17 protein-coding genes and 3 pseudogenes are annotated in these 17,414 nt (G+C 40.7%); 13 read left to right on the forward strand and 7 right to left on the reverse strand.

Annotated elements, in window-relative coordinates; translation table 11 throughout:
- Positions 1–15: 15 nt before the first annotated feature.
- The gene (locus H6G28_RS24105; protein WP_190674870.1) at positions 16–609 is read right to left on the reverse strand and encodes a PDDEXK family nuclease; all 594 of its coding nucleotides are present in this window, start codon (positions 607–609) and stop codon (positions 16–18) included.
- Between the two features lie 173 nt (positions 610–782).
- On the opposite strand from H6G28_RS24105, the gene H6G28_RS24110 reads away from it, so the two are divergent.
- From H6G28_RS24110 to H6G28_RS24125, 4 genes are all read left to right on the forward strand, one after another.
- The gene (locus H6G28_RS24110; protein WP_190674872.1) at positions 783–3,170 is read left to right on the forward strand and encodes a VIT domain-containing protein; all 2,388 of its coding nucleotides are present in this window, start codon (positions 783–785) and stop codon (positions 3,168–3,170) included.
- A 79-nt stretch (positions 3,171–3,249) separates the two neighbouring features.
- A complete protein-coding gene (locus H6G28_RS24115; RefSeq protein ID WP_190674876.1) occupies positions 3,250–3,492 on the forward strand; it encodes a hypothetical protein in 243 nt (80 codons plus the stop codon).
- Between the two features lie 41 nt (positions 3,493–3,533).
- Entirely contained in the window at positions 3,534–4,616 is a 1,083-nt protein-coding gene (locus tag H6G28_RS24120; RefSeq protein WP_190674879.1) for an AAA-like domain-containing protein, read from the forward strand.
- A 160-nt stretch (positions 4,617–4,776) separates the two neighbouring features.
- Positions 4,777–7,278: an nSTAND1 domain-containing NTPase gene (locus H6G28_RS24125; protein WP_190674882.1), complete on the forward strand. Its 2,502-nt coding sequence runs from the start codon at positions 4,777–4,779 to the stop codon at positions 7,276–7,278.
- A 31-nt stretch (positions 7,279–7,309) separates the two neighbouring features.
- On the opposite strand, the gene H6G28_RS37445 is transcribed toward H6G28_RS24125, so the two are convergent.
- Positions 7,310–7,435 (reverse strand): hypothetical protein, encoded by a 126-nt coding sequence (locus H6G28_RS37445; RefSeq protein WP_277883249.1) that lies wholly within the window; start codon positions 7,433–7,435, stop codon positions 7,310–7,312.
- Positions 7,436–7,656: 221 nt separating this feature from the next.
- Here H6G28_RS37445 and H6G28_RS24130 point away from each other — a divergent pair, with 221 nt between their 5' ends.
- Positions 7,657–7,965, forward strand: coding sequence for a hypothetical protein (locus tag H6G28_RS24130; protein ID WP_190674885.1), 309 nt, complete (start codon positions 7,657–7,659; stop codon positions 7,963–7,965).
- Here the strand turns inward: H6G28_RS24130 and H6G28_RS24135 are convergent.
- Positions 7,921–9,609 carry an NAD-binding protein gene (locus H6G28_RS24135; RefSeq protein WP_190593645.1) on the reverse strand — a complete coding sequence of 563 codons (1,689 nt, stop codon included), beginning with the start codon at positions 9,607–9,609 and terminating at the stop codon, positions 7,921–7,923. The genes H6G28_RS24130 and H6G28_RS24135 overlap by 45 nt on opposite strands.
- Positions 9,610–9,791: 182 nt before the next feature.
- On the opposite strand from H6G28_RS24135, the gene H6G28_RS24140 reads away from it, so the two are divergent.
- The 3 genes from H6G28_RS24140 to H6G28_RS24150 all read left to right on the forward strand — a co-directional run bounded on the left by H6G28_RS24140 (position 9,792) and on the right by H6G28_RS24150 (position 11,781).
- Entirely contained in the window at positions 9,792–10,283 is a 492-nt protein-coding gene (locus tag H6G28_RS24140; RefSeq protein ID WP_190674887.1) for a hypothetical protein, read from the forward strand.
- A gap of 471 nt (positions 10,284–10,754) precedes the next feature.
- Entirely contained in the window at positions 10,755–11,225 is a 471-nt protein-coding gene (ybiA, locus tag H6G28_RS24145; RefSeq protein ID WP_190674890.1) for a riboflavin biosynthesis intermediates N-glycosidase, read from the forward strand.
- Positions 11,226–11,475: 250 nt separating this feature from the next.
- The gene (locus H6G28_RS24150; RefSeq protein ID WP_190593639.1) at positions 11,476–11,781 is read left to right on the forward strand and encodes a hypothetical protein; all 306 of its coding nucleotides are present in this window, start codon (positions 11,476–11,478) and stop codon (positions 11,779–11,781) included.
- A 37-nt stretch (positions 11,782–11,818) separates the two neighbouring features.
- Here H6G28_RS24150 and H6G28_RS24155 read toward each other — a convergent pair whose 3' ends face one another.
- The gene (locus tag H6G28_RS24155) at positions 11,819–12,487 is read right to left on the reverse strand and encodes a class I SAM-dependent methyltransferase (protein WP_190674968.1); all 669 of its coding nucleotides are present in this window, start codon (positions 12,485–12,487) and stop codon (positions 11,819–11,821) included.
- 76 nt (positions 12,488–12,563) lie between these two features.
- A complete protein-coding gene (locus H6G28_RS37450) occupies positions 12,564–12,698 on the reverse strand; it encodes a hypothetical protein (protein WP_277883250.1) in 135 nt (44 codons plus the stop codon).
- A 92-nt stretch (positions 12,699–12,790) separates the two neighbouring features.
- Between H6G28_RS37450 and H6G28_RS24160 the strand changes: the two genes are divergently transcribed.
- The 4 genes and pseudogenes from H6G28_RS24160 to H6G28_RS37960 all read left to right on the forward strand — a co-directional run.
- Positions 12,791–13,870, forward strand: a complete 1,080-nt coding sequence (locus tag H6G28_RS24160; RefSeq protein ID WP_190594417.1) for a tetratricopeptide repeat protein — start codon at positions 12,791–12,793, stop codon at positions 13,868–13,870.
- Between the two features lie 105 nt (positions 13,871–13,975).
- Positions 13,976–14,359, forward strand: a pseudogene (locus tag H6G28_RS24165) (uracil-DNA glycosylase); the annotation flags it as partial.
- Positions 14,360–14,386: 27 nt separating this feature from the next.
- Positions 14,387–15,100, forward strand: a pseudogene (locus H6G28_RS24170) (hypothetical protein); the annotation flags it as partial.
- A gap of 294 nt (positions 15,101–15,394) precedes the next feature.
- A pseudogene (locus tag H6G28_RS37960) lies at positions 15,395–15,730 on the forward strand (uracil-DNA glycosylase); the annotation flags it as partial.
- 86 nt (positions 15,731–15,816) lie between these two features.
- On the opposite strand, the gene H6G28_RS24185 reads toward H6G28_RS37960, so the two are convergent.
- Both H6G28_RS24185 and H6G28_RS24190 read right to left on the reverse strand, forming a co-directional pair.
- On the reverse strand, positions 15,817–16,011 hold the full coding sequence (locus tag H6G28_RS24185) for a heavy-metal-associated domain-containing protein (RefSeq protein ID WP_190594419.1): 195 nt from the start codon (positions 16,009–16,011) through the stop codon (positions 15,817–15,819).
- Between the two features lie 25 nt (positions 16,012–16,036).
- Positions 16,037–16,693 (reverse strand): DUF305 domain-containing protein, encoded by a 657-nt coding sequence (locus H6G28_RS24190; protein WP_190594420.1) that lies wholly within the window; start codon positions 16,691–16,693, stop codon positions 16,037–16,039.
- A 292-nt stretch (positions 16,694–16,985) separates the two neighbouring features.
- Here H6G28_RS24190 and rbp point away from each other — a divergent pair, with 292 nt between their 5' ends.
- The gene (rbp, locus tag H6G28_RS24195) at positions 16,986–17,294 is read left to right on the forward strand and encodes an RNA-binding regulator (RefSeq protein ID WP_190594421.1); all 309 of its coding nucleotides are present in this window, start codon (positions 16,986–16,988) and stop codon (positions 17,292–17,294) included.
- The last annotated feature ends 120 nt before the right edge of the window (positions 17,295–17,414 follow it).

A 17,414-nucleotide genomic window follows, 5' to 3' on the forward strand; every position in this document is an offset into this window, starting at 1 on the left:
TTTAAGTCAGAAAATTTAGACTAAAGCACGTCCATCTGTTCCTTTGGTAAGCGTTGGTACATTACTATCTAGCTGATCATGTTCAATTACAAAAATTGCCAGAAACCCTTCTTGGAGTTGAACAGAACGCCAAACATCAAAATATGGTTCTAACTCTTCGTAATTACCAATCCTATCAGTTAAATAAGGGTAAAGTTTCCGACTGGGAAGAACTAAAGCAGCACCTAAAAAAACACCACGTATTAATCCCAGAATCATTTTGTTAACTGCGCGATGGCTGGAAGAAATATTTCCAGTTTCCCACTCAAGGGCAAAAAGATGATTATCGATAACTTTTGTAGCATCAACTTTTCCTGGTGATTTTGTGGCATAGTTAATCGAAGTTTCTAATCTCCACTCAAATTTATCTCTTAATGCAATCATGCAAGCTTCTTTAATAGGCTTGACACCATTACCGTGCTTTTTTGGATTGATTGTAAAGCTAGATGTACCAGGAGGGTGAACAATTAGAGAGATAGCATCACGAATTTCAGCACGAATTATCGCCCAATCGCTCGATTCTTCAAAATTCCCTATACTAATTAATGAAACTTCTTGAACAATCTTCATCACTAATTTTCACTGCAACTAAAATACACAAGATATTCAGCATATATTCTGGTAAAAATCGGCTTTTGGCAATGAGCCAATCACTGAGCATCGACTGAACACAAAACTGAGCATATCTGTCAAGTAAACACACCTACGCTAGAGACATAACATACAAGCGTGAGGTAACAGATATGACTCAAACTATAGAACGCCAAGCTGGTGGCTTATATGTTCAAACGCCTGAACAACAGCAAATAGCTTTCCCCCTCAAGCACACTGAAGTACAAGCCAAAATTGCGGGGAATATTTCACGGGTGGAAGTTACCCAAAGTTTTGAAAATCCTTTTACAACTACGTTGGAAGCTGTTTATATTTTCCCATTACCGGATGAGGCGGCTGTTGATGATATGCTGATTCGGATTGGTGACAAGACTATTAAAGGTAGTATTAAAAAACGCCAAGAAGCACAGCAAATCTACGAGCAAGCAAAGGAACAAGGACGCACCGCCGGACTGTTGGAACAAGAACGAGACAATATTTTTACTCAATCCCTCGCCAACATTCAACCAGGTGAGCAAATTGATGTGATTATTCGCTACTCTGAAAGTTTGAAATTTACTGCGGGTAATTATGAGTTTGTCTTCCCGATGGTGGTTGCTCCCCGTTACGTTCCAGGGATACCAATTGAGGGAAATGCAGGTGGTGTAGGTTCGGCTACTGCACCGATGACGCAAAATCAAGATACAGATATAGTTCCCGATGGTTCACGGTTGAATGCACCTATCTTACCATCGGGTACGCGATCGCCCCATGATATTAATGTAACGGTAGAAATTGATGCGGGGGTTGAGGTGCAGAATGTCCAGTCTCCTTCTCACCAAATTCAGGTAGCTTATGAAGGTAAGCGGGTGTTAGTGAAATTGGCGGGTGGGGATACTATTCCTAATAAAGATTTGATTTTACGCTATCAAGTCGCAGGTGAATCTACCCAAGCTACGGTACTCAGCCAAACTGATGAACGGGGTGGACATTTTGCACTATATCTAATTCCTGCACTCCAATATCATCAGAATCAGGTTGTTCCTAAAGATGTGGTATTTCTCATCGATACTTCCGGTTCACAAATGGGTGCGCCATTGATGCAATGTCAAGAGTTGATGCGCCGCTTTATTAATGGACTTAACCCTGATGACACTTTTAGTATTATTGATTTCTCTGATACGACTCGGCAACTATCGCCTGTTCCCCTCTCTAATAATTCCCAAAATCGCACACGCGCCATCAATTATATTAATCGATTGACTGCTAATGGCGGCACGGAAATGTCACGGGGTATTCTCAGTGCTTTGAATTTCCCAGTTACAGATACGGTGCGTTTGCGGAGTATTGTATTGTTGACGGATGGTTATATTGGCAATGAAAACCAAATTCTTTCTGACGTGCAACGATATCTCCAACCAGGATACCGCCTTTATAGTTTTGGTGCAGGTAGTTCGGTAAATCGCTTTTTACTCAATCGCATTGCAGAATTAGGAAGGGGTATATCTCACATTATTCGCCACGATGAACCAACGGATGAGGTAGTCGATAAATTCTACCGTCAAATTAATAATCCAGTTTTGACTAACATTAATTTGCAATGGGAAGGCGATGGTGATGCGCCAATTATTTATCCTTGCACCCCACCAGATTTATTTGCAGAACAGCCGTTAGTTTTATTTGCTAAAAAGCCAGATGGACGTGGGGGAAAACTCCACATTACGGGAATCGTTGCGGGTGGTACACGTTATCAGCATACCTTTGACTTGAACTTTGAGGAAATTGGTAATTCAGGAATCGCTCAACTTTGGGGACGTTCCCGCATCAAGGAATTAATGAATCTTATGGTGAGTGGTGACACTAAGTTGGGTGTGGAAGCGGTGACGGATACAGCTTTGACTTATCAACTGTTGTCGCAATATACAGCTTTTGTGGCTGTGAGTGATGATGTGCGAGTTGATTCGCGTCAGGGTTCAGTTTCGGTGCAAGTACCTGTAGAAATGGCTGAAGGTATTAGTTATCAAGGTATTTTTGGGAGTGCTGTTACTGCTGCTACTTCCGCAATGGAAAGAAGACCAATATCTGCTGCGCCTGAGTTTTTGCAACGTAAGCGAAGCCTAGCATCTCCAGGCGCACCAGGAGTTTTGAGGTCTTCTCCTGTACCATCGCCAAAAATGTCACGTTATGAAGAACAGTACCATTTTGCTGATGAAAGTCTTGAGGATGAAGAAACTTTTTTAGGGAATATTGCGCCTGTCGAGCATCTAGAAGTGGTGAGTGTGACAGGATTGAATGAGCAGATGATTGCACTGCTGACTCAGTATTTAGAATCTATCCCATTGCATACAGCTTACAGTGGCGATTTAGTGTTTGAATTGCAGATAAATAAGGGACGAGTCAGACAGGTGTTGTTAGATGAGCAGACTTCTACTTTTAAGGAACAGTCTGTAATTGATATTATCAGGCGATCGCTTGTTTCTTGGCGCATTCCTCAATTACTCACAGCTACCGTGTCTATAACACTGCGATTGCAAACGTAATATAAAACTATACCGGGTTCATCCCGGTTTTTTTATTGCAGGCGATCGCAATTCATCTTTCAACCGTCACAATAGCAGTGTGAGCGATCGCAATTCTTATTTTTACCATCACAATAACAATGAGAGCGATCGCATTTCATCTTTCAACTATCACAACAGCAATGTAAGCAATCGCAATTCATCTTTTAACCCTCACAATCATAATGTGAGCGATCGCATTTTATCTTTCAACCATCACACTTGTAATGGTTGCTTTCCTTACAAATTTTGCGGCTTTGATGATGAGTCTTTTACCGAACAAAATATAATGCTATGCTTTTAAGCAATTACACTGAAATAAATTAAATTAATATAAAATTTTACATGACTTCTGGATCGCTGCCTGCTAACCCGTTTGTGGCTGCGGGGATGATTGAAGACTCTAGATTGTTTGTTGGTCGGAAGGATGAATTACACGCGATCGCATCTCGGATGGGTGGCGCACAGCCAACAAGTATTAACATTGTCGGTGAAAAGCGTATTGGTAAATCTTCGCTGCTTTATCACTTTTTTCTGACTTGGGAACAGCGAGTACAGAACCCTAGCCGCTACGTTGTAATTTACCTTTCTTTGCAAAGTGTACATTGTCAACGGGAAGAAAATTTTTATTTAGCGGTAGCGCAGGAATTACTCAATTTGCCTAGTGTGGCGACCAACCCAGCTTTAAGTGACCCTTTAAGAATTAGACCCCTTGACCGTATAGCTTTTTCTAATGCAATCAGAGAATGGAAAAGGCAAGGTGTATTACCAGTTTTATGTTTGGATGATTTCAAAACTTTATTTGACAACCAGAGCGAATTTAATAATGACTTTTACAACAATTTGCGTTCTTTGATGAATCACAACTCTGTGATGTTGGTAATCGCTTCACAACATCAATTAGATTTTTACAGCAAAAAACATCAATTAACTTCTTCTTTTTTCAACTTAGGTCATGTGATTAAATTGGGAGAACTGCAAGAAGATGAAGTCAAAGATTTGCTACGCTTACCAGCTAGTACAGTTAATAATGCTGCATCTGCTTTAAGTCTGGATGAACAGCGTTTAACTCAGCAGTTAGCTGGGAGTCATCCATTTTTACTGCAAATAGCAGGAGGCTTGGTGTGTGAAGCACGTCAACAAGGACACGATGAAAACTGGGTGAAAACTCGTTTTGTTCAAGAATCTCGGCGCTTACCACAGTCTCGGTTAGGTTCGCGCCGATGGTGGCGTGGACTGCGTTGGTTAGTTTGGAATTTACCAATACGTCTAGGGCGCATAGTTAAATTTCTGGGCGGAACTGTAGATGATGTGAGTAGCTGGATTAAAGGAATGACTATTTTAGTAATGGTTATTTTGGTGTTTACACGAGTTATCAATTGGAATGAAGTTTGGGATTTTGTGCGTGACCAATTAGGGATTAAGTAGCGATGAGAAGTAATCAGACAGAATTAATTACAAATGTCATTGCGAGGAGGAACGACGAAGCAATCGCATAGTTTAGTTTTTAGTACGAGAGTTTGCGATTGCTTCGTTTCACTTCGTTGCACTCGCAATGACGTAAGACAAATTATTTACAGAACATGATATGAGTCAAACCTCACCAAAATCAGGCTTTTGGAATTATGTAGCTGAATGTCTGCGCCTTTTATATTGGATTTACTTCAAGCCTTTTACCTTTGAACGCTGGCTGCGCGATATCCATCCAGAACTAAAACCTATAGATAACCCCTTTAACAGACGCGTTGAGTTTCGCACCAATCCCCGTTTGCGTCGTTATGCAGGACAAGTTTGGTGGTTAACTGCATTAGCACCAATGTTTTCTGTTTTGCTAGTAGCACCAGTTTACATGCTGCTTAGTGGTAAGTCGTTTGAATGGTTCGTAAGTTTTATTTTTTGCTCAGGCTGGTTAATGGGAAGGGTTTTAGACCGTGGTTTTAATAGAAATAGATTAGTAACTTTATTTTTTGCTGCTCTGATTTTATTGTTGACACTTAGGTTTTTGTCAGGCGTAGCTGTTGCCTTGGCGCTTGGTTTGGCAACAGGCTTAGGGGGCTTGGCAATGGGCTTGGGGATTGGCCTGTGGATGGGCTTGGTGTTAAGCGTGACGTACAGTATGGCGTTTAGCAGCGTTGTACTAGGCTTGGGGGGAAGTATGGCGGTAGGCTTGGCGCTAGGCGTGGCAATTGGCTTGGGGATGAGCTTGGCGCTATGTGTGTCAATTGGTTGGGCGCAAAGTATCGCAAGAAGTTGGGGAATAAGCTATGAGATAAGCGCGGCAACAGGAGGAGTAGAAGTGGGAGGCATAATGATAGGTTTAGTAGGAGGAAGCCTACTATCAAGCATCTTAGGCTCAATGATAGGCTTGGCAGGGAGCTTGGCGGTAGGCTTGGCGTGGTTTTTTGGGGTGTTGCGGATTTACTTTTGGCTGGCAGAATTGCTGTGGATGTTCATCCTTTTCTGTATGTCTCGCTTTCAAAAACCAAAAAATTATTTAAAATATCTACCGCCTCGCTTCGATCAATTGATTATTTTACCTCTGCCTTTCATGGATACGATGATTATGAAGGCTTACCAAGAAAACCCAAATACTGCTCGTGAAACTATTGACTATCTAATTACATTCACAAATAAACAACAAGTTGCACTACAGGCAATTATTAAAATTACTGTAGAAAGTCTCCACCAATGCCGAAAATTAGGAGATGTTGCCGATATTGCCTCTCAATTAACATGGATTCCGTCACCACCACCACCAGAAATTGGTACAATTCTGCCCCAATTGTTAGATATTAGCCAAGGCGTAAAAGCATCACAAGAAGCAACCACATCTTATCGACAATATGAATTATTAAAACCTCCTATCAATGCTTTGCAGGAACTAAAAAACACTCTAATTTTTGCAAAAAACGCTGCATTAGCTACTCAATTTGGCAGCATTACCAACCGTTGGCTAACAATTTTAGAAACAGCACAACGCACTTTAGAAGAAACAGCAAAAAAATCACAAGAAATTTCACAAGTTTATATTGCTAGTAATTCATTAGACCCCACAACAGCTAAAAATCGCTTTAAAGGGCGAATTGACATCTTTCGAGAAATTGAAACTTTAACACTTGCCGACCAGCCAGAAGTTTTGTTACTGTACGGTGGGCGAAAAACTGGTAAAACTTCTGCACTAAAATATCTACCTTACAAAATAGGCGCTAACATTGTTCCTTTACTGGTAGATTTACAAGGTGGTTTATCAGCTACAACACTTAAAGGATTAGCCGAAAATCTAGCCCAACAAATTATTGAGGCTGCTCGACGCTTACCCCGCAAAATCTTCTTACCACATCCAGATGCTGATAAATTAGCTGAAGATCCATTTCCCGCATTGCAAACTTGGTTAGCAGAAATCGAACGCAGCAATTCTGGTAAGCGATTTCTTTTATGTTTAGATGAATATGAACGTTTGAGTGAGGTAGTTGCAGCCACAAATAGCCGTGCGCCACTCAACTTTATTCGCAATTTGCTACAACATCAAAAACAATGGCTTTTACTCTTTAGTGGTTCTCATCAATTATCAGAACTTGATGCTTACTGGACTGATTATTTAATTAATACTCGCGCTTTGCGAATGAGTTATTTGCAAGAGTCTGAAGCGCGTGAATTAATTACCTGTCCTATCGAAGATTTTTCTAATATTTATGAATCAAATGCTGTAGATTTAATTATTCACCTAACGCACTGTCAACCTTATCTTGTGCAGTTAATGTGTTATGAGTTAGTAGAATTTTTAAACAAAGATATTAGAGCAAATCGCCGCCAACTAAAGACAATCAAAGCCACCGCGCAAGATGTACAAGAAATTATTCCCATTGTGCTAGAGCGAGGCACTTCATATTTTCGGGAAATCTGGAATAATTTAACAGAAAATGACCGTAATTTACTTCAGCGAATAATTCAAGATGAAACTCCCACACCACAAGATAAAGGAACAGTAAGAAGGCTCACCCGCAAAGAAATTTTGACTCAAGAAGGTAATGCTTTTCAAGTGCCTTTAGTGCAGAAATATATTGAACAATTACTAGAAGAAGAAAATTAGGAGCGTTTAAATTATCTCGCAACCAAATTTTTTAACGAGCTAAATCTTCAATAGTACCAGTACAATTAAGTCGCAAGCGACCTTGAGAATCAGCATTATGAAAATCGGCAAAGACTCTTGGTTTATCCATAGCGTTTAATGTCAGCGATCGCAACATATCCGTTTAGAGTTGAGTTTGATACAAACCTAATCCCCAGCACCTTCCCTACGAGGGAAGGGGAGTAAGACTCAAAGCCTCCTTCCTCCTAGGAGAGAGGTCAAAAATGTACTGTGTCAACGAAGAATTACTATATAGCGGTTCTCGGTTGGATGAGATACATTTAAACCCCACCCCCAACCCCTCCCCGCGTGCGGGGAGGGGAGCGTTTGCGTTAGCAAATGCGGGGTGGGGTTCCGACTGTATTACAAGCAAGTAAGAACCGCTATATTGTTAACCATCACAATCATAATGAGAGCGATCGCAATTCATCTTTCAACCATCACAATTATAATGAGAGCGATCGCATTTCATCTTTCAATCATCACAACCATAATGAGAGCGATCGCATTTCATCTTTCAATCATCACAATCATAATGTGAGCGATCGCATTTCTTCAACTCCTACCCCCTCACACCCTGACACCCCCACACCCTTTCTTTTCCTAACTTGTCTGCGATACTTTCTCATCCCGCCACAGTTGATATAAACGATTTGCTGGCATTGTTAAATATAGAATATCGCCCTCGTCTAATTGTGTTGTGAGTAATTGCCAACCTTGGACACGTTGACTGTTACTTTCCACATATAACGGTACAAAGTCAGCAGATATGGCGATTTCTTTCACCAATTGACCGCAAAAGGGATGTGATGCTGTAATGAGTGTGGCAAAGGCTACCCATAGTTTATTGGCGGTGATACCATTACCGAGGATGCGTCCACCTAAAGCGGCGGCGGCGAAGGCTGGCGCGGCTAGTTCTGCGGGACTGAGGACGGCTTCAAAATTAAATACTTGTTGTGCCATCCTAGCAAAGTCGGGGTCAGCATAATGAACAATTACAGGAATTTTAGGTGCTAAACCTTTAGTTTTAAGGGCAATTTCTAGGTTAGTTGCATCGTTGTGAGTAACAGCTAATACCGCCGCCGCCGCAGTTACATTACTGGTTTGCAAAATCGTGCGGAAACTTGCATCACCTTGAATTACCGGAATCCCCAAACCCCGCACCGAGTTGACATATTTATTATTTGAGTCGGTTTCAATCACAATAACTTCATAACCACTGCTATGAAGTTGCTGAACAATTTTGCTACCAATGCCACTTAAACCGCAGACAATATAATGATGGCGTTGGGGAATTCTCGCTGCGTCCCAAAATTGCTTAAAGCGATTACCTAACACAAAATCAGTTAGCATCGCATACCAAGTACCAATCACCACTGCACCAATTAGCATAATCACAATGGTGAATAATTTGATGCTGTTGGGGGCGTTTTCAACAATTTTATCATTACCCCCTGCACCAGTAATCATCCCCACAGAAAAATAAAGGGCATCGACTACAGATAAACTCAGTTCTGTAGACATATATGTGAGTGTGGCGATCGCTATAATTGCTATTAAGACTAACGCACCCACGACTATTGATTGTCCATGTTGCTGAAACTGACGCAAACTGGTACAAACTTTCAAGACTTTTTTAATTAATGATCTGCGGGTAGAACGAATACGCGGTTGAGTGGCGACAATTAAGCGATCGCCTACTTGTAATTCTTGTCCAGATAGCACTCCATCAATTAAATTCATCTCCCCTTGTAACGGCAGATAATAAATTGGCATTCTCGCGGGTTCTTCCCACAAATCACTTAAATTCCGCCCCAACCAAGGATGATTTTCATCAATATATTCTTCTTGAACAGGCCAAGTTTGGTCAAATAATTTGATTTGCCCTATAGCTTGATTTCCTAAAGCCGCAAAGGTAAATAATGGTGCAGCTAATCCCACAACACTCATACTTAAATGTTCTGGGAGAGTTTGATCTAGCCTTTCACCTAAGTTTGTATTATAAAAGCGGTTAATAATGCGAATGCGCGGATTTAACACTCGCGCTTGCATCATAATTGATAAATTTAAAGTATCTTCCGAAGCTGTAATGACCAACGTATGTGCTTGCTGAATCCCGGCCGCCGTCAAAGTCGCCGCCGCATGTAAATTACCAATAATAATATCTGGAGAACATTCCCCGGCAATTGGTTTGTGATGAATACCAACAACTAATGCGCCCTGCTGTCTCAGCAGACGAAAGATTTTATATCCTGTACGCCCTAAGCCACAAACAATGATTCGAGGTTTCATGAGACAGCAAGTAGTATGAATGCGTAATTTGTAATTCGTAATTAACCATATTGTGGCGTTGTTTTTGAGGATGTAACTGTAACTGAAAACACCTTAGCGATAAATCAAATTAATTAGGCACTTTTGCGACATTTACCGAGTCAATTTATGAAGAATAGTTAGTACAATGAACATTTTGAGTTATGAATAAGTTGGCAAAATTGACAATTTTTGCTGGGATTTTATGCCCTTTAATTACCGCAGGTGCGATCGCCTCTACAGCGCAAGCACAACCTTCACAGAGTCCACTAGCTGAACCCAATGTACAATTAAAAGTGCAACGCACAAGCGGAACTTGCCCGCAGACAGTTGGTTTGTGGTGGTTAATCTTACCTTATGAAGGTGGTGCAGAACATACTGTAATTGCCGAGACTAGAGATTTTGCCGATACAACTCAATTAGTCGCATCTAATAATAAGCTGTTTGTTGAGTTTGTTTCACCTTTACGCAGTAATTATGCTAACTGTATTGGTCAAACCCAAAGTCAGGAATATCCTTTTTATAATGTGCGGTTTAAAAATAAAAAGGCATATTTTCGCGTCGATTTGCGAAACATCAACGCACCAGGACAGCTAATTACTTACAAAACTGTAGCTGCTTCTCGTCCTTATGTGCGCTGGGCGATCGCAGATTAGGAGAAAAGTATAAAGTTTAAAATTAATTAAGAAATTTATATATAGCTTGTAGCCAGCGACTTCAGTCGCGGCTACACATCTAATACCATTTTGGATTTTAGATTTTGGATTGGGTAAGGGTTGATCGGTAAGCCTTTGAGCCATCCATCTGTCGCAATCATTTTTTAATTTGGTATAACAACAGTTTCAATATTTTATGGTGAAAGTGATTGAAATCATGAGATTGCAATGACCTGGGTGTACTGATTCTTTTCTACTCCCGACTCCCGACTCCCTATTCCCTACCTACACAAATAAATTCAGAAATCAAATCGGATTCCTATATGAGTCCTATAATTTCTTTGTTTTATTAATGAAATGTAATTTCATCGTTGAAGTGCAAAGCTTAGTTACTTTCAGAGTTAATTTTGTCGATTTGCCAAGAAAATGCTATGAATAATCTCTAATAGCTGATTTTTCACAAGTAATTCGATGACTATCTATTTTTATAGCACCCGCGAACAATATGGTTGCTTCTCCAACTTTTCTGATCACGGATTTGTGTTGGATGATTTATACTGGTATACAAGCGAACATTATTTTCAAGCACAAAAGTTTGTTGGAACATTTCATTTAGAACAAATTCGCTTGGTAAAAACTCCAAAAGAAGCCGCAAAAATGGGTAGAGAAAGAAGCCGTCCTTTGCGTCAAGATTGGGAGCAAGTCAAAGATAGTATTATGAAAAAAGCAGTACTATGCAAGTTTACAACCCATACAGATATTAGAGAAATTTTACTCAGTACAGGTAATGACGAAATAGTAGAAAATTCTCCCATTGATTATTATTGGGGTTGTGGCGCTGACGGCAGTGGCAAAAATATGTTAGGGATAATTTTAATGGAAGTGCGCGATATTATACGCGCAGAAGATGGCACTAAATCGGGAAATGCTACGATAAAATAAACTGGTCAGTGTTAATTTTCAATCTTGTATAGCAGTCCTAGTTGATATCTGAACAACAAAGACAAGGGAGACAAGGAAAATAAGAAAAAGATGTTTATAAATCATTTATGATTGCTGTATAGATAGTCATTTCAGTCATCAATGTGAATTTATTAATAGATGTTTACTTAAAGTTACAAAAAACTAGTTTTTGTAACTTTAAGTAAAAAAGAACAGAGTTTGAAAGGAGGCAATATAAGGAGGCAAAAATATGCTTTTATCAAAAACTAAAGTCAAACAATATTGTAAATGGTTTTGGGATGAAACCCTAGGAGGAGAATATGATGCTTGGGGTACTAGTACTTACTTTCTCGAAATTGGTGATGATCTATATCCGATCAGACAAATAGAAGTTTACGAAAATGGCAATGTCTTATTTTATGATAGTAGCCACTTTGCTGACAATTACGGAATGTTATGTGATAAACCAATTCAAGAAGAAGATATTCGAGAATTTGGGATTACTAAAGCAGAATTTGAACAAGTGTGGAATACAAAAATCCCAATGAATCGCTAAATTTGGGTAGTAGAAATTAAAGCGTTGCTGACTTAATTTAAACAGATAAATTACAATGACGTGCAATAGTCCAATGGCGATCGCTTGATTGATAAACCTTCACTCCAGCTAACCCGACACTAGTCACCAACTGATTCACCTCATCTAGTGTAAGTGCAGCGTGGAGAGAATCTCGAAATAACTTTTGCTGAAGGGGATCATAGTCATGGCCAATGCTGGATACTAAAGCATTCATGGTCTCTGCATCGGCTGGACGTAATAAATCACGAATCAGCAAGCCACCGTTCGGTTTACTAACACGCTGGATTTCTTGGAAAAACGGCAGAGGATCAGGTAAATGGTGAACCAAGCTATTAGAAATCACCAAATCAAACATTGCATCTGCGTAGGGTAACTGTTTCGCATCCACCAATTCCAAAGCAATTTGCTGTTGTAAGCCAGCTTGTTGAACATGCTGCGTGGCAATTTTGAGCATATTCTGAGCTAAATCAATCGCAATCAACCCCCATTGGGGACACATTTGTGCAATGAGAACCGGGATACGACCGGGGCCAGTCCCCGCATCGAGTACTAAGCATGGTGCTGTTGTACCCAGAGCGATCGCTTCCTTGGCAAAAGCTGTGTTAACCTCAGTAAAATCCATCGCATCATAGTCAATGGCTTCTTCCCAAGTATCCATGACTTCTGGTTCCAAAACTCTTTCCATCATCAACCCTGTTATTCAACCAACAATAACTACAGTAATAGTTTTCTATTAGGACTTACGCAAAAAAACGAAAAAATCAAGTCACACCCCCCACACCTCCCACACCCCCCACACTCCCCACACCCCCCACACTCCCCACACCTCCCACACCTCCCACACCTCCCACACTCCCCACACTCCCCACACCCCCCACACTCCCCACACTCCCCATACACAATTTTGGTGCGTAACTCCTGTCTATGAGAGATCAGCATTGATTTTGGGAACACTTGATCTACTAGTTGATTTAACGGGAATTGGTCAATGTCTGACGGTCAATGGAAAAACAACTTGAACAGTACCTCTCCTACGCCAGCGCCTACAACCCGCCTTACGCCAATCAAGCGCAATACCATTACCCATGAATTTGACCAAAATGCTGCTGATGCAATGTTGGCGGAAAACAGCAATACTCAGTTATGGGAAGCAGCAGAACTATTGCGTCAAGGTATACAACAGCAACAAGCGGGAGAACTCATCGCGGCTTTGAAGTCCTTGCAACAATCCTTGGCGTTATTTGAGGTGATTGGAGATATCCCCCAACAAGAACAGGCGCTATGCTTTTTAGCAGTAGTTACCTACGCTTCGGGAGATTATAAAAGTACTATTACTTATGCCAAGCAATGTCTGACTTTAAAAAAAGAGACACCAGACCCATCAATACAAATGCAGGCATTTTCCCATTTAGGTAACGCTTATCGTCACTTAAATGAGCATGAGAAAGCAATTAAATATTTAGATGAATGCTTGAAAATTACCCGCAGCTTGCAAGACAAGCGCAGTCAAGTTGCCGCCTTAAATAATTTAGGATTGGTTTACAAAGCAGCAGGTAACTTAACACGGGCGATCGAGTATCAAGAGCAAAGCTTAAAATTGGTGCAGGAACTTCAAGATAACTGGGGTATAGAACAAGTCCTGAAAAATTTGGGTAATGCTTGGTATGCTTTGGACAATTATCCCAAAGCGATCGCCTATTACGAACAATGTGTCAAAGTCGCACGCATTCTCAACAACCCCCGCAGTGCTATTCAAGTACTCAAAAATTTAGGCAATGCTTGTTATGCTACCAATGAATATGGCAAAGCCATGACTTATTATCAAGAACGTCTCCAACTAGCCAGAGAATTAAAAGACAAACGCAGTGAAGAACAATCTCTAGGCAGTTTAGGCGTAACTTGTGAAGCGTTGGGAGATTATAACCAAGCCATCCAATATTATGAACAACGCTTACTCTTAGCGAGAAGTATCAAAGACCGCCGTATTGAAGAACAAGCCCTTGCCAGCCTCAAAGTTGCTTGCTATGCCTTGGGTGATTACGCCAAAGCTATGCAATATCAGCAATAGGCAATAGTTTTTTGTCTTAAGTTCGCTGCTACAATGGAACTCACGCCAATTTCAGTATTCCGCAATCAACACAATCTAGGTGCTTAAACCAACAACCGTAGTTTCATGAGCAGCGACATTCAACTGAGTCTCTTTGGAGAATCTAACATCAATCAAAAAGACCAGATTCCTACAGATGGCAAAATTCCCATTCCGACGGGAACCTACAACAACATGACCGAATTGGCACAGCACTGCAACCAGTGTCAACGTTGCGAATTAGGACAAACACGCACCAATGCTGTCGTAGGGCGAGGTAATCTCAAAGCACCAATCATGATTGTGGGCGAAGCACCAGGCCAAAGCGAAGACGAAACCGGCTTACCATTTGTTGGTCGGTCTGGTCAGCTACTAGAAAAAATATTAGCATCGGTGAATTTGACTACTGAGCAAGATGTCTACATTGGTAACATCAATAAATGCCTTGATGGTTACACTAGAGTCATCACCAAAGCAGGTTCTAAACGACTTAATTGGATTGTAAAAAACCAGTGGTCAGGTGAAGTAGCGAGTGTTACTGAACATGGACAACTAGTTTGGAAAAAAGTAACTGGTTGGTACAGATCACAACTAGCAGGCAGACAACTTTACAAAGTATCCTTTAGAGGTGGCAAAGGTAGTAATAACGGTGAAGTTGGCTATGTTGCCACAGAAGATCATCCAGTTATGACCCGTAGAGGCTGGATTACTGTTGCAGAATTACAAGACGATGATTTAGTAGCAACTGGGACACCTGCTCCTGGAAATAGAGGACTACAGATATTATTAGGTTCGTTGTTGGGTGATGCTTGTATTAGCTCCAATGGTCAATTTATTGAAAATCACAGTATTCAACAAGCTGCGTATTTAAAGCTAAAAGCAAGAGTATTAACTGGCTTTAAACCCCAGATGAGAGAATATCTAGCTAAGTCCCAAAATGGCAATACCTATCAATCATTAAGCATGGGACTGGCAAAAACATACTATTTGCATCAACTACGTGAAGAATGGTATCCCCAAGGTAAAAAAGACTTTCCGATTGCAGCCTTAGAAAAACTAGACAATTTTGGTCTAGCTATTTGGTACATGGATGATGGCTATTGGCGAAGAAAGACTAAAGATGGAAAAATTAGACAAAGCATTGATGTAGAAATTGCTTTAGGAGATATCAAACCAGAAACAGCAGAAAAAGTTGTTCAGTATTTTGACAGCAAAGGTTACAAAACTTATGCAGTTTTTCAGTCAACTTGGAGAATATTTTTTAGATATGGTGAGGGCATTCGATTTTTAGAGAGCATTGCCGAATATATTCCTGTATCGATGCGGTATAAATTACCAGAGGAACTGCACAAAATTCCATTTAACTTAAAAGTTTACCAAGAAGAAGCAGTAGTCACTGATTGGAAACCAGTTACTAAAAAACCAGTACCACCAAAATCTAATTCTGAGTTAGTCTACTGTATTGATGTTGAAGATACAGCCAATTTTGTCACACCAGCAGGGGTTGTACATAATTGTCGCCCTCCTGCTAATCGGGTTCCTACTCCTAATGAAATGGCAGCTTGCATCCCATATTTATTAGAACAAATTCGCTTAATTGACCCCAAAATTATTTTGTTAACAGGTGCAACAGCCGTCAAAGGATTAACAGGCGAAAAGCAAGGAATCACCAAAATTCGCGGTCAGTGGATAGAGTGGGAAGGCCGTTTATGTATGCCAATTTTTCACCCTTCCTACTTGTTGCGTAACCCATCGAAAGAAAAAGGCAGCCCAAAATGGTTGATGTGGCAAGATATTCAGGCAGTCCGCGCTAAGTATGATGAAATAGCGGGTGATAGGTGACAGGTGACAGGGGTGTAAGGGGTGTAAGGGTGTAGGTGTTCAAAACCCTTACACCCAGCCTCAACACAGGTAAATCCAGGTAATACTTAAGCTGGGGGATAGCCAGCATTAGCTAAAGCATCTTTGATTTTTTCCTCAGAAGCTTGAGTTTCCACATTAACAAGCTTAGTTGCGGGATCAGCTTGTACGATCGCATCAGCATCAACTGTTTTCACAGCATTGGTGATATTGTTAGCACAAACAGAACAAGCCATGTTGGGAACGGTAAGTGTCAGTGTCATAGATTTAGAATTTTGAATGATAAAACTACTTAGACCAAGCTTGATACCATTGCTGCATCTGTTGAATTTCAGCAGTTTGAGACTTAATGATTGCTTCAGCTAACTTCCTAATTTCAGGATGTGTAGCATTATTGGCTACCATCTTGGCCATCATCACTGCTGATTCATGGTGAGGAATCATCTGACGAATAAATTCCTTGTCAAAATCAGAGGCATTTTTTAATGTCTCTAAATTCATCCCCATACCCATCATTCCTGAGTGCATGGACATTTCCGGCATTTTGTGACCTGCACTATGATGACTTCCCATCTCGGTGCTTGGAGTCGCAGGAACTTCCGCGCCATACCATTGTTTGTACCAAGCTTTCATTTGGTCAATTTCTTTGGTCTGGTCAGCTTTAATTGCCGTAGCCAGCTGTTTAATTTCTGGCCGTTGAGATTTTTGCAACGCTATATCCGCCATCTCGACTGCGCCTTGATGGTGGGGAATCATCATTTCGATGAAGTTCTGATCTGCTTGCTGTGTTCCTGCCATTTTGTGTGGCATAGTGCTACTTGTCGCACAAGGAGGCGATTGTAGACGCTGTTGTGCGGCTCTGGTAGCGTAGGTAAAGGATAAAGCAGTAATCGCACTACCTGCGAGTATACCTACTAGCCCATAAATTGTTGGTTTAGTTAACATAGCTGTTCCTCTTTGTTATTCAAAGGAACTATTTGTGTCCTACTCGTTACATTCATCCTAAACTCTCCCGTTAAATGGAGAATCCAGCAGATTTTACAAGTCGTTACATTTCTTTTTATGACAATTTTTCTCTTTTCTTGCCTAAAACTTACATCTTGTGTCATGATGAGGTGTGAGAATTAATTCGGCGATAGCGTTTGTTTTTAGTATTGATGGGCTTTTCCTTTTGGTATTTACAGACTTCTCCCCGAAATCTAATATCTCTGCAAACTTGCGATTTCGGATTTAAATTATGTCAATTTACGTAGGTAACCTCTCTTATGAAGTTACACAAGATGCTTTGAATAGTGTTTTTGCAGAATATGGTTCTGTAAAGCGGATTCAAATCCCTACCGACCGTGAAACAGGTCGTCTACGTGGTTTTGCCTTTGTAGAGATGGGTAGCGATGCTGAAGAAACAGCCGCTATTGAAGCACTTGATGGTGCTGAATGGATGGGTCGTGACCTCAAAGTTAATAAAGCTAGACCTAAAGAAGACCGTGGTTCCTTTGGTGGTGGTGGTAATCGCGGTGGTGGCGGCGGCTACCGTAACCGCTATTAAGTGGTAACAGGTAACAGAGGGCAGAATTATCAGCCTTTTGCTGTCTAATTACCAACTTGACTACTGCTATTTTTTGAAAAATACCGACACCTCGGTTACATAATTTTATCAAGGCTCAAG

It is taken from the genome of Nostoc sp. FACHB-190, assembly GCF_014696905.1.
Classification (GTDB): domain Bacteria; phylum Cyanobacteriota; class Cyanobacteriia; order Cyanobacteriales; family Nostocaceae; genus Nostoc_B.